At 28.7% G+C, this 13,797-nt stretch carries 10 protein-coding genes and 1 tRNA gene; 7 read left to right on the top strand and 4 right to left on the bottom strand.

Features of this window, described 5'->3' with window-relative positions; translation table 11 throughout:
• Nucleotides 1-46 precede the first annotated feature (46 nt).
• From BLO14_RS03070 to BLO14_RS03060, 3 genes are read right to left on the bottom strand one after another with little or no spacing between them, the layout of a single operon-like run.
• Nucleotides 47-541, bottom strand: a complete 495-nt coding sequence (locus BLO14_RS03070) for a DUF327 family protein (RefSeq protein ID WP_091972701.1) — start codon at nucleotides 539-541, stop codon at nucleotides 47-49.
• Nucleotides 528-1,082: a bactofilin family protein gene (locus tag BLO14_RS03065; protein WP_091972699.1), complete on the bottom strand. Its 555-nt coding sequence runs from the start codon at nucleotides 1,080-1,082 to the stop codon at nucleotides 528-530. Before BLO14_RS03065 ends, BLO14_RS03070 begins: the two co-directional genes overlap by 14 nt.
• Nucleotides 1,083-2,108 carry a M23 family metallopeptidase gene (locus BLO14_RS03060; protein WP_091972697.1) on the bottom strand — a complete coding sequence of 342 codons (1,026 nt, stop codon included), beginning with the start codon at nucleotides 2,106-2,108 and terminating at the stop codon, nucleotides 1,083-1,085.
• Nucleotides 2,109-2,315: 207 nt separating this feature from the next.
• Between BLO14_RS03060 and rdgB the strand changes: the two genes are divergently transcribed.
• The 7 genes from rdgB to BLO14_RS03020 all read left to right on the top strand — a co-directional run bounded on the left by rdgB (nucleotide 2,316) and on the right by BLO14_RS03020 (nucleotide 11,178).
• On the top strand, nucleotides 2,316-2,921 hold the full coding sequence (gene rdgB, locus BLO14_RS03050; RefSeq protein ID WP_091972693.1) for an RdgB/HAM1 family non-canonical purine NTP pyrophosphatase: 606 nt from the start codon (nucleotides 2,316-2,318) through the stop codon (nucleotides 2,919-2,921).
• A 120-nt stretch (nucleotides 2,922-3,041) separates the two neighbouring features.
• Nucleotides 3,042-4,814, top strand: coding sequence for an oligoendopeptidase F (pepF, locus tag BLO14_RS03045; RefSeq protein WP_091972690.1), 1,773 nt, complete (start codon nucleotides 3,042-3,044; stop codon nucleotides 4,812-4,814).
• Between the two features lie 13 nt (nucleotides 4,815-4,827).
• Nucleotides 4,828-5,532, top strand: coding sequence for a phosphatidylcholine synthase (pcsA, locus tag BLO14_RS03040; protein WP_091972688.1), 705 nt, complete (start codon nucleotides 4,828-4,830; stop codon nucleotides 5,530-5,532).
• The gene (locus tag BLO14_RS03035) at nucleotides 5,529-6,140 is read left to right on the top strand and encodes a DedA family protein (RefSeq protein ID WP_091972686.1); all 612 of its coding nucleotides are present in this window, start codon (nucleotides 5,529-5,531) and stop codon (nucleotides 6,138-6,140) included. The genes pcsA and BLO14_RS03035 overlap by 4 nt, the downstream gene beginning before the upstream one ends.
• Nucleotides 6,141-6,158: 18 nt before the next feature.
• Nucleotides 6,159-6,242: transfer RNA gene (locus BLO14_RS03030), tRNA-Leu, on the top strand.
• A gap of 95 nt (nucleotides 6,243-6,337) precedes the next feature.
• On the top strand, nucleotides 6,338-8,860 hold the full coding sequence (leuS, locus tag BLO14_RS03025; RefSeq protein ID WP_091972684.1) for a leucine--tRNA ligase: 2,523 nt from the start codon (nucleotides 6,338-6,340) through the stop codon (nucleotides 8,858-8,860).
• A 14-nt stretch (nucleotides 8,861-8,874) separates the two neighbouring features.
• Nucleotides 8,875-11,178 (top strand): efflux RND transporter permease subunit, encoded by a 2,304-nt coding sequence (locus tag BLO14_RS03020; protein ID WP_091972682.1) that lies wholly within the window; start codon nucleotides 8,875-8,877, stop codon nucleotides 11,176-11,178.
• On the opposite strand, the gene lon is transcribed toward BLO14_RS03020, so the two are convergent.
• Nucleotides 11,167-13,587, bottom strand: coding sequence for an endopeptidase La (gene lon, locus BLO14_RS03015; protein ID WP_091972680.1), 2,421 nt, complete (start codon nucleotides 13,585-13,587; stop codon nucleotides 11,167-11,169). The genes BLO14_RS03020 and lon overlap by 12 nt on opposite strands.
• Between the last annotated feature and the right edge of the window lie 210 nt (nucleotides 13,588-13,797).

Here is a 13,797-nt window from a genome sequence, read left to right as displayed (position 1 = left end):
CCCTTTTAATTTGAAATTAAAAGCATTTTAAAAGTTTAAACCTAACTCACATTAGTAAATTAACAAGCAAACCTTGAATCTCTTCAATGCTGTCTAAAAGTTTAATCTGGGTCATTTGATTTTGTAAAACAGAATAGGCAAGTTTGTCTAACTTATCGTTAATAATCTTAATAATTCTATACTTAGGACGCTTAGGATCTCCTAAACTACCCCCTTTTTGTTCTTTCAAACAAACAGAAGATGATATAATAATGGATATAAACTCTGAAATAACTTTTTTGTAAAAAATCACATTTTGCCTGGAAGGCTCACTCAAAAGTCTCTCGCCAATTTCGTTAATTCCATCTAACATATCTTTAATCAAATCAAGATTAAATTCACCATTTTCAAGCAAAATAAAACGCTTATCCTCTTTAACACTTTCAATCTGAAATACCGAAGAAAAAACATTACTTTTGTCAAAAAATACTTTTTTGCCACCTTTTTTATAATCTTTTGAATTAAGATTTAATGCTCCCGCAATCAAATTATTTACTTTCATCTATTTTGCTCATAACACTTGAAAAATATTTATCATCTTCGCCTTCTAAAGGTTGAAAAGATTTTTTTTCTTCTTGATGCTCTTTATTAATTTCAATTAAAAGATCTTCATTAACCTTATAAGAACCAGTATAAAAAAATGTATTTCTTTCAGGGACTCTAAGATATTCAGCACCAATATCCATATACCCATCAATAATAGCGCCTTCTTCAACTTCAATCGACTTACAAGAAATATTTCCAATAACACATCCTGATGCGAATATTTTAATTTTGCTTTTAGCATAAATATTGCCAACAACCATTCCAGAAATAACAAGCTCATTAGCATCAATACTAGACTTAACTCTCCCACTCTCTCCAATAATTACTCTTTTTGTAGAACTAATAGTGCCCATAAAATCGCCATCAAGTCGAATAAAATTATTTGAAACTAAATCTCCTTTAAAAAAATCACCAACACCCACTATTGTTTTTATTTCATCAAAAAGAAACAAAGATGATGCTTTTGTTTCTTTTTTAACAGTCAAAAAATTTAACATCTACTTCGAAACTCCTGTTGCTAAATTTAAATACATATCGGGATTAATAACTTGAGAACCTACACGAACTTCATAATGAACATGTGGGCCTGTTGCATAACCTGTTTGCCCCATAAATCCAATTATCTGCCCCTTTTTAACATAAGCCCCTTTAGAAGTATTAAGACGCGACATATGTGCATAAAGCGTTGCAAGTCCATACTTATGCTTAATTTGAACAAAATTGCCATAGCCTGCTGACTGATAACTTGCCCTAACAACCTCTCCATCAGCAGTTGCAACAATGGGAGTCCCAATTCTAACTCCTCCAAGATCTATGCCTTTATGGATGTACCACTGCCTGGTAAAAGGTTCAATAGCGGGGCCAAAATGCAAAGTAATAATTCCAGATCCACCTGCAAGGGGCCAAAGAGAAGGAATATCATTTAAAAGTTTATCCTGAGCATGCAAAACCTTGACTATGCTTTTAAGTGGAGGAATTGAACTTTCTATTTTGCTTTTAATATTTTTAAGATCGCTAAGTTCTTTTATTGAATTAGCTTCTAAAATTTGCAAATCAATAAAATCAGAAAGGTCTCCATCTTGTTTATTTTTATTTAAATCAACACTACTAGAATTAATTTTTAAAGAGGTTTTAAGCTCATCTAAAATTTTGGAAAAATTTTTTGCAACAGAATTAATTTCCACAACTGTATTTCTAAAATCTTCAATCTCAGATTCTGCTAAAGAGTAATTTTTCTCTGTGGATTTCACAATTGATGAGAGAGTAACATAATTAACAGCAAGCAAAACAAACCCTATAAAACCACCTAAAAAAAATATAGAAAAGAAAAATAAAGTCAAAAAAGAAATTTTAATATTTTTTACATTCCCTTTAACATGAGGAATAACCATAAAGCTAATATTTTGCTTTAAAAAAGAATGTATAACTTTAAGGGCTACAAAAAAAGAATTATAAATAGCCAAAAAAAACTTGAAAATTCCCTTAAAACCTAAAATAATCTTGAATTTAATTCTTTTTTTCATGTCAAACCTTACTAAAAAATACCAAGCTCAAACAAAAAAATTAAAAATTTATTTTAATACCTTAGACAACAATACAAATTTTTTCGATAAAAACCTGGTACAAAAATACTCAACAAATAAACATAATTACATAATTATTAAAGAAAACAATACTTAAAACTAATATGATTATACAATTAAATTCACAAATACTTTACTATTATGTAAATGAAAACACTATTTTTTGCAACAACAAATGAAAATAAAATAAATGAAGTAAAAAATATATTGAATATACCCAATTTAAACTTAATAGTCCCTCAAAACTTTAACATAAAAGAAACAGGAAAAACATTTAAAGAAAACTCTTTGCTCAAAGCAAAAGCGCTGTTTGAAATTTTAAATAAAAAACAAAATGTTTTTGGAGAGGATTCTGGGTTATGCATTGAAGCGCTAAACTTGGAACCTGGAATTTACTCTAAAAGATATGACACTTATAAACTGTGTAAAAAATTAAACACTAATGAAAAAAATCAACTTATTTTAGACTTAATGAAAAATGAAAAAAATAGAAAAGCATATTTTATATGCAACATAAGCTATATATCAAAAAATAGACAAATATCAAATTTTAAAGGAATTATTAAAGGAAAAATTGCCTTAAGCTTAAATGGTGATAAAAACTATGGATTTGGTTATGATTCAATATTTTTAACTAAAAATAATAAAAAGCTTAGCGATTTAAAACTTGAAGAAAAAAATAAAATATCCCATCGAGGAATAGCATTTTTAAAATTTAAAAAATTTTTATTAGAATCTTTATTCAACAGTTAAACTTAAAGGCTTTTTATATATAAAGTTTAGACTTTATTGTAAAATAAAAGGCACAATGTTTATAAAGTTTCAATGTACTATTTCTTTCCAAACAATGAAGAAAAGGAAGAGGAGAATTTAGTGATAAATAGAAATGAAATCAATGAGAATGATAAATGGGATTTATCTTTTCTATTTGCAAATGAAGAAGAATATGTAAAAGCAGTCAATGATATTGAAATTAAAACCAAAGAATTTAAAAAATATGAAAAATTGGAATTAAATTTTGATTTATTTAAAGAAACTTTAAATAAATACTATAAAATTATGGAAGATTTAGAGAAAGTCTCTTACTATGCAATGCTTCAATTAGAAACAGATGTAACCAACAAAGATTCAAATAAAATATATTCTATATGTGTCAATTTAGCTACAAAAGTATCTAATACCACCTCATTCTTCATGCCCAAAATACTAAAAACAGATGCAAAAAAAATTCAAGCTTGGATAACTGCACCTGAGCTTAAAGACAAAAAAATTGCAATTGAAAAAATACTAAAAGAAAAAAAACATATTTTAAGCGAACAAGAAGAAGAAATACTTGCTAACTACACCCCTCTTTACTCAACTTATCAAAACATATTCTCAGCATTAACAAATGCTGATATGGAATTCGGAGAAATTAATGGACACACTCTAACCAATTCAACCTATACACTATTTTTACAAAACGAAGATCAAAAAATACGAAAAGAAGCCTTTTTGAAATTTTATCAAAAATACAAAAACAATGAAAATACACTTGCTAATCTTATTATTTCAGACTTTAAGAAAAATCATTTCATTGCAAAGACAAGAAAGTTTGAAAATACCTTTTCAATGCAACTATTTTCAAATAACATTGACAAAAAAGTTTATACAAATTTAATAGAAACTGTAAATGAAAATTTATCTGCTCTTAATGACTATTATGAATTTAGAAAAAAAGCTTTAAACCAAGAATATCTACATCATTACGATGTTTACGTACCATTAACAAAAGGAATAACATTTAAAAATTCGTTTGAAGAAGCTTGTGAAAAAATATTAAAATCTTTAAAGATACTGGGAAACGAATATACAGAAATCTTAAGAAACGGTCTTTTAAAAGAAAGATGGGTTGATAAATACGAGAATACCGGAAAAAGATCAGGAGCTTTTAGCGCCGGATCATATAATGGGAAACCTTATATACTTCTTAATTACAAAGACGAATCAATAAGAGATATGTTTACGCTTGCACACGAAGCGGGACATTCAATGCACTCTTACTTTAGCATAAAAAACAATCCATTTCCTCATTATAATTATTCCATTTTTGAAGCAGAAATAGCATCAATAATTAACGAACAAATATTAGCAGAATATTTGCTTAAAAACGAAACAGATACTAAAAAAATAAAATATATAAAACTCACACAAATTGACGACATGGTTTCAACATTCTTTCGACAAACAATGTTTGCTGAATTTGAGTACATTATTCATGAAATGATTAGTAAAGAAAAACCTATAGTAAAAGAAACACTAACGGAAACTTATATGAATTTGCTAAAAAAGTACTTTGGACCTAGTCTAAAATTTGACGAATTAAGTCCCCTTGAATGCCTTAGGATTCCTCACTTTTATTCACCCTTTTATGTATATCAGTATGCTACAGGAATTGCGGCCGCTTTATCAATATACAAAGACATTAAAGAAAATAAAAAAGATGCGGTAGAAAATTATATAAAATTTTTGAAAACAGGTGGTTCTAAATATCCATTAGATTCCTTAAATATTACCGGAGTAGATTTAACAAAAAAAGCACCGATAGAAAATGTTATTAACATTTTCAAATGTAGACTCGAAGAGATAAAAAAAATATTCCAATAAAAGGAGATTTACTGTGAAAAATATCAATTTGATTTTAGCTTGGCTTGTACATACTTTTACAGCATCTGGATTGATTGTAGGACTTTACTCAATAATTTCAATTGTAAATGGTGATTATTCTCTTCTTTTAAAGTTAACAGTAATAGGGCTTATAATAGACGGAATTGACGGAACTATGGCAAGAAAGCTTAAGGTAAAGGAATTAATACCTGAAATTGATGGCACTCTACTTGATAACATTACAGACTATATAAACTATACATTCATACCCGTTATATTTTTTTATTTGGGAGAATTCATTGCAGAAAAATATAAAATCGCCATTTGTATTGGAATTTTACTCTCATCAGCATATCAATTCTCAAGAACAGATGCAAAAACAAATGATAACTACTTTAGAGGATTTCCTTCTCTATGGAATATCTTTGTAATATTAAACATAATCTTTAAAATAGGACAAATAACAAATCTTATTACGATATCAATATGCATTATTCTAAGCTTTATCCCAATAAAGTTTATTTACCCATCAAAAACTAAAGAATTAAGAAAAATTACCACACCAATAACAATAATAAGCTGCCTAATATTTGCTGTATCGATATTTTTAAAGCTACCTGCAACAGCATTAAAAATAGCAAAAACTGTTCTCATTGTTTACTTTGCATATTTAACTTTAGCAAGCATATATTTAACTTATAAAACAAGAAATAGATGACAACAATGTATATAAACAAAATAATAGAATCCATTGATTCAAACATAGCTTATTCCCCAATAGTATTTTTTTCTTTGCTAATTTTAGCAGGTCTTAATGTTCCTATTTCTGAGGATGCAATAGTACTAATGGGTGGAATTTTATCTAGTCGAAAAAATGAATATACCCTATTAATATTTTTAGGAATTTTTTGGGGAGCCTATCTTGGAGACATAATATCTTTTTACATTGGAAAATTAATGGGAAATAAGCTGTTTAAAAATAAAAAAGACAACAACCTGCTTGACAAAATAAATTACTATTATGGTCAATACGGAGTATTAACTTTATTCATAGGAAGGTTTATACCCTTTGGAGTTAGAAACGCAATATTTATATCAGCAGGAATGGGAAATATGAAATCGAATCTATTTATTGTTTCTGACTTTTTTGCAACGTTACTCTCAATAATGATTTACTTTACCCTAAGCTTTAAACTAGGACAATCATTTGAAGTAATATTTTCAAAAATAAAAATAATCATATTTGCAATATTTATTACAGTAACAACAACAATAATAATATGCATAATTAAAAAAAATAAAAAAGTTGACAAGAATTTAAAATAAAAAATATAATGAAATAATGCTGTGGTGGTGGAAGTGGTAGACACGCTAGCTTGAGGGGCTAGTGAGCGCAAGCTCATGCTGGTTCAAGTCCAGTTCACAGCATAAAATTGTTAGTAACTTATTAAAGTAAAACTTACAAAAATGCGATTTAAAAGGATTCTAGAGAATAAATTGTAGATTAATTTTCAAGAGGACAAATGTCTAAATACGAATTCATAAAAATTGAAAAAAAATGGCAAGAATTTTGGAATAATAACAAAATATACAAGGTAAAAGAAGATCCAAGCATTCCCAAAGAAAAAAGATTATACATACTTGACATGTTTCCCTATCCCTCTGCCAGCGGGCTCCATGTTGGACATCCAGAAGGATACACAGCTACTGACATATTTGGAAGATACAAACTTTTGAATGGATTTCATGTACTTCGCCCAATAGGATTCGATAGTTTTGGACTTCCTGCTGAAAATTATGCAATACAAACGGGAACTCATCCTAAAAAAAGCACAGAAGAAAATATTAATAAGTTTAAAAAACAAATAAAAGCTTTGGGATTTGCATATGATTGGGATCGAGAAATTAGAACACACGACGAAAATTACTATAAATGGACACAGTGGATTTTTCTGGAATTGTATAAAAAAGGGTTGGCTTATGCAAAAGAAATGCCTGTATGGTACTGCCCTGAGCTTGGAACAGTATTAGCAAATGAAGAGATTATTCAAACCCCGAATGGACCAAAATCTGAAAGGGGATTTCACAACGTAGAAAAAAAATATTTAAGACAATGGGTTTTAAAAATTACAAAGTATGCTGAAAGATTGTTAAACGATCTTGAAGAATTAGAATGGCCTGAACCTGTAAAAGAAATGCAACGAAATTGGATTGGCAAATCAACAGGAGTTGAAATTGACTTTGAAATTGAAGGCTGCAATGATAAAATCAAAGTCTTTACAACAAGACCAGACACAATCTTTGGTATCACATATTTAGTAATCGCACCAGAAAATAAACTAATAGAAAAAATAACAAAAAATAACTTTAAAAGTAATGTCTTAAAATATGTAAAGCACGAAGAACTAAAAAGTGATCTTAAGAGAACCTCTCTTGAAAAAGACAAATCGGGTGTTTTTACAGGATCTTATGCATTTCATCCAATAACAAACGAAAAAATTCCCATTTGGGTTGGAAGCTACGTACTAGGAACTTATGGCAGTGGAGCTGTAATGGGTGTTCCAGCACATGATGAGAGAGACTTTCAATTTGCTAAAAAGTATAAATTAAAAATTTTGCCTGTGATATCAAAATCGGGGAAAAATGAAATACTAGAAAAAGCATTTACTGATGATGGAATTTCAATAAATTCCCCTAATGAATTTAATAATCTTAAAAATTCTGAAGTAAAAGATAAAGTAATAAAATGGCTCACTAAAAACAAAAAAGGGAAAGAAAAAGTTACCTACAAGCTTAGAGATTGGATTTTTTCAAGGCAAAGATACTGGGGAGAGCCTATACCCATTTTGTTTGACAAACTTGGAAATGCAATACCTTTAGAAAAAAATGATCTTCCCCTAAAGCTTCCAGAAACTGCGGACTTTAAACCTTCTGAAACGGGAGAATCTCCTTTATCAAGGATTAAAGATTGGGTAAATGTAAATAATACGGGTTTTACAAGAGAAACAAACACAATGCCACAATGGGCAGGCTCTTGTTGGTATTATTTGAGATACCTCGACCCTGAAAACCAAAAAGAATTTGCAAGTAAAAAAAAAATTGAATATTGGATGCCGGTTGACCTATACATAGGTGGAGCTGAGCACACAGTACTACATTTACTTTATTCAAGGTTTTGGCACAAGGTTCTTTATGATCTAGGGTATGTAAATACAAAAGAGCCTTTTAAAAAGTTGATAAATCAAGGCATAATAACGGCATTTTCTTATCAAAAAGAAAATGGTGTTTTAATACCTAATGACCAAGTTATAGAAAAAGACAATAAATTTTTTGACAAAAAAGATAATAAAGAAGTAACCCAAGTAATTGCCAAAATGTCAAAATCTTTAAAGAACGTAATAAACCCAGACGACATTATCAAGGAATTTGGAGCAGACTCAATAAGAATTTATGAAATGTTTATGGGACCACTAACAGATTCTAAACCTTGGAACACTAAAGGCATCATTGGTGTTTTTCGATTTTTAAACAAAATTTGGAGCCTAAAAGAAAAAGAACTATCAAAAGACAATCCTCCAAAAGAAATAATATCTCAACTACATAAAGTAATTAAAAAAGTCACAGAAGACACAGAAAAGCTAAATTTCAACACAGCAATCTCCGCCATGATGATATTTATAAATGAAATTTTAAAGTATAAAAAAAATTATTTATATATATTCAAACCATTTATAATTATTTTATCCCCGTATGCACCCCATTTAGCAGAAGAGCTGTGGGAATATATTGGAGAAACTCCTAGTTTATTCAAAAATTCAAAATGGCCAGAATTCGATGAAAAACTTATTATTAAAGACGCAAAAGAAATTGTCTTGCAAATAAATGGAAAAATAAAAGACAAAATTTTACTAAACAAAGAAACAGATGAAGAAGAGCTAAAAAAAATAGCAATGCAAAATAGCAAAATAAAATCAAACTTATCCGATAAAAAAATAGTAAAAATAATTGCAATTAAAAACAAGCTTGTCAACATAGTGATAAGGTAAAAAAGAGGCACAATATGGACTTTGAAAGTCTGATCATTAAATATAAAGGAATTATATTCACAATATTTATATTAATCACTATTTTTTTAGGATTTTTTTTAAAAAATCTTAAATTCGATGCAAACATCTTAAAACTTATACCCAAGACTAAAGAAACTGAAAGCTTAATAGACATTGATAAGAGTAATTCACTTTTATCTACAATAGTAATATTTCAAGATAAAAAAAATATTTTCAATAAAAAAAATTTTGAAACAATAAACAGTGTAATCAATGAAATAACAAAAATTTTAAAAGTATCTCCAAATGCCGTTACAAGCATATTTTCTTATTTTCCACAATTTAAAAAAGAAATCTACACAGATAAAGATATGGAAGAAATAAAAAATAAAATAAAGTCAACTCCATTTGTAAAAAACACATTCCTAGGCAACTCGGAAAATTTAATATACTTCATAATAATCCCATCAGAGAGTGACAAAATCAACTTCAGTAGAAATTTAAAAACTGAACTTGATGATATGGAGGAAGTAATTAAAAAATATGAAACAGACGATCTAAAGTTGTATCTTACAGGAGATTTGATAGTAAGAGAAAAAATCTTAAACTACATGGTTGAAGACTTCAAAATTCTAGGACCTCTTGCTACTTTTGTAGTAATAATTTCACTTTATCTTATTATAAAAAATCTAATTGGCGCATTAATTCCCATTTTTATTGCATTATTATCATTGATTTGGACTTTTGGAATTAAAGGACTTGTACAATCCCCTATTACAGTGCCAGAAACTTCAATGATTGTTTTACTCATTTCAATCGGATGCGCTAATGCTGTACACATAATAAATGGAATATTTAAATTAATAAAAAAAGAACAACTCTCAAAAGAATCAATAAAAACAACAATTAAAAAACTTAAAACACCCATACTGCTCACATCTCTTACAACTGCATTTGGATTCTTATCTCTTACAACCTCTTCGATTAATGCTTACAAAACAATGGGTATTTTCATGTCAATTGGAGTAATTATCTCAATGACAATTTCATTAACCGTTTTGCCTGGAATAATAACATTAATCCCATTTGCAAAAAAAAGATCTCTTGAAAAACAAAATGAAAATAAAATACCTAAAATATTATTCCTTGAAAAACTTGCCAAGCTAAATACACAAATAACAAAGTCTATATTAAAAAGAAAATATACATCCTCTATAATAGTCGTCATCATACTGGGAATTTCTATTGTGGGTCTTTTAAAAATCGAAATCAACTTTGACGAAAAAGATTACTTTAAAGAAACTACAAGTGTGAAAAAAACATTAAACCTAATGCAAAAAGAAATGGGGGGTATATCGATTTTTAAAATAGAACTTGAAGGCAAGCCGGGTGAATTTAAAAATGCTAAAGCAATGCAAATCTTAGATTTAATTACAGACAAGCTTGATGCATTTTCTACAAAAACTCAATCGAGCTCTATTAATGGAATTTTAAAATTTACAAATTTTAAAATTAAAAAAGAATCTCCGCTAGAGTATAAACTGCCTGAAAACAAAACTATACTAAATAAACTAATAAATTTAGTAGATAGAAGCGATTGGACTAAAGACAATAAAAAAATGTATATTAATGATGATTGGTCATTAATATCTATTATAGTAAGAATTGAAGACAATTCAACCGAAGGAATAAAAAAATTTGAAAAATATGCTATTGAAACAATTAATGAACATATGAGAAATAATAAATATCATTTCTCGGGGGTATATGATAAGGTGTTAATAGCTAAAACAATGGTAAGAGAGCAGATTATGAACATAATAACAACTCTTGGATCAATAACACTATTGCTTATGTTTTTCTTTAAATCTGTAAAAACCGGAATAATTATTGCAATCCCAGTAGCATGGTCGGTATTTTTAAACTTTGCTGTAATGAGATTATTTGGGATAACCTTAAACCCTGCAACAGCAACAATCGCATCTGTAAGCATGGGAGTTGGAGTGGATTATTCAATTCATTTTTTCAATACTTTCATTTTAAAATACCAAAAAAATCAAATATACAAAACTGCACTTCTTGAATCAATACCTAGCGTATTTAATGGAATATTCGCAAATTCTATTTCAGTTGGAATAGGGTTCTTAACCTTAACATTTTCGGCCTATAAAATAATATCAACTCTTGGAGCAATAATTGCTTTTACAATGCTAACGACATCTCTTGCATCGCTAACTCTTCTTCCATTATTAATTTATTTATTTAAACCTAGGGTAAAACTAGCCTTAAATAACAATTTAAAAAAATTAAAACAATAATTTAATGACTTCTCGCATATTATCTACAAGATAAAAATTAATGCCGCTCTTAATGTTAATAGGAATCTCTTCTAAATCAACTCTATTTGCCTGAGGAACAATAATGTGCTCAACACCACTACGCTTTGCTGCAATTATTTTTTCTCTAAGTCCCCCTATCATCATTACATTCCCAGTAAGAGAAAGTTCTCCAGTCATAGCCAAATGGGGTCGAACCACCTTATTAAGAGCAAGAGAAATAAAAGCACTAGCTATTGTAATTCCTGCAGAAGGCCCATCTTTTGGGGTAGCTCCTTCTGGAATATGTAAATGAATAATATTTTTTTCAAAAAAAGATTTGCTAATATTTAGATCTCCTTTGATACTATTAACATAAGTATAGGCAATATTAGCAGATTCCTTCATAACATCTCCAAGTCTACCTGTCAATTTAATTCCACCTACCTTGGACTCCGTCTTTACAGTCTCAATCATTAAAGTTGAACCCCCATAATTTGTCCATGCAAGACCCATTACCATCCCCGAACACATAGCATTAAGCATGCTTTCCTTTCTAAAAACAGGCACACCAACATATTCTTCTAAATTTTCATTAGAAATTTGATAGGATTTAATTTCAGTATTCTCAATAAGCTTTCTTGCAACCTTTCTCACAATTTTGTTTAAATATTTTTCAAAATTTCTCACTCCATTATCTCTTGCATACTCTTGAGCAATTTGAACAAGAGCTGAGCTTTGAAATTTTAAAGAATCTTTATCAACTCCGTTTTCACTTAAAACTTTAGGGATTAAATACTTTCTTGCAATCTCTATTTTTTCGTTATCAACATATCCGGAAACTTCAATAACCTCCATTCTATTTAACAAAGGTCTTGGTATGGTTTCAACAGAATTAGCAGTTAAAATAAAAAATACATTCGAAATATCAAAAGGAAGATCAAGATAATGATCTCTAAATTTAACATTCTGTTCGGGATCTAAAACTTCAAGAAGAACCGAAAAAGGATCCCCATAATTTGAAGCAGAAATTTTATCCACCTCGTCAATTAAAAAAACAGGAGAATTTGTCTTAGTAATTCTTAAACCTTGAATAATTTTGCCTGGCAAAGCACCAACATAAGTTCTTCTGTGTCCTTTAATCTCTGATTCATCACGCATTCCACCAACAGAAAATCTAAAAAACTTGGTGCGCAAAACTTTTGCAATAGCCGCCCCAACAGAAGTTTTTCCCACACCAGGAGGTCCCACCAAAAGAATAATAGCCCCTTTTTGAGTCTTTCTTAATTTAAGAACAGAAATATATTCAATAATTCTATCCTTAACTTCCATCATTCCATAATGAGTTTTATCTAAAATTTTTTTGGATTTTTGCAAATCTAATTTATCGAAATTAATTTTCAAACCTCGCCAAGGAAGCTCAGTAATAAGTTCAAGATAATTTCTAATAACAATATATTCAGCTGAACTTGTCTCAAGAAGTGAAAATTTTTCTAACTCCTTTTCAACTACATCTAAAGATTCTCCTTTTAATTCTAAAGCCTTTAGCTTAGTTTTAAGCTTTTCTAAATCGCTGTTTTTTTTATCGCCCACGCCAAGTTCAGCTTTAATGGCTTTAAGCTGTTCTTTTAAAAAAAACTCTTTTTGCTGTTTCTCTAATCTCTCTTGAATGCCCTTAGCAATTTTATTTTGAATTTCAATTAAATTAAGCTCTTCATAAATTAGCTCTAAAACTTTTTTAAGCCTATCTTTTACGCTCAAAGTTTCAAGAACTATTTGATGATCATTTTTTGAAGATGAAATAGTACTGGCCACAATATCACATAATTTTCCCTTATCTTCAATATTAACCATATTTAATTGAACTTCAGGCATTTTTCTATGTGAAAATATCTCTTTAGTTCTAAGCAAAATACTACTGTAAACTGCCTTTGATTGAATATCGTCTTTTCTAACTGGAATTTGCTTCAAATAGTCAATCTCAATTATGGGAAATTTATCACTTAGAACAACTTTAACAAATTTAATCCTATCAAAAGTTGAAACGAATATATTGTAACCACCATCTGGAAGATTAATTTTTTTTATTATCTTTCCAGTAACTCCAACAGAATAAATATCTTTACTGTAATCAATAATTAATTTCTGTTGAGCATTATTATTGTTTTTTTCTAAAAATTTATCATTCAAAACAAACAAAGCAATAATTCCATTACCTTTCATAGCATAATCAATTGCTTTCATATCAGAATCAGAGATTATAACAATTGGAATAAACATCCCTGGAAAAACTGGATGGGAAGGAACCGCTATTAAAGGTGCTCTTACAGGCTTATTAGAATGAGGCAAAATCCCAGCTACGACTTTTTCTTTCTTTTTGCCTCCTAATTTAGCTTTTTTAACTTCATCCATAAAATTTAAAATCTCCTAAGCTAATTATAACAAAACAAATATTTTATGGAAATTTATTTAATAATATTTTTTTTTATTATAGAATGATAAAATGAGAGTTTGCAAAGTTAAAATTATGATTATGAATTTAGATTGTGATGAAAATTGCAATACACCAAAGCTATGCCATTCAATAATAAGCAAAATGACTACTGCTTAAGATTAATTAAT

The sequence above is a fragment of the Borreliella japonica genome, assembly GCF_900099615.1.
Lineage (GTDB): Bacteria > Spirochaetota > Spirochaetia > Borreliales > Borreliaceae > Borreliella > Borreliella japonica.
The sequence above is the reverse complement of the archived record's forward strand: the minus strand, read 5'-3'. Positions and strand labels throughout refer to the sequence as shown.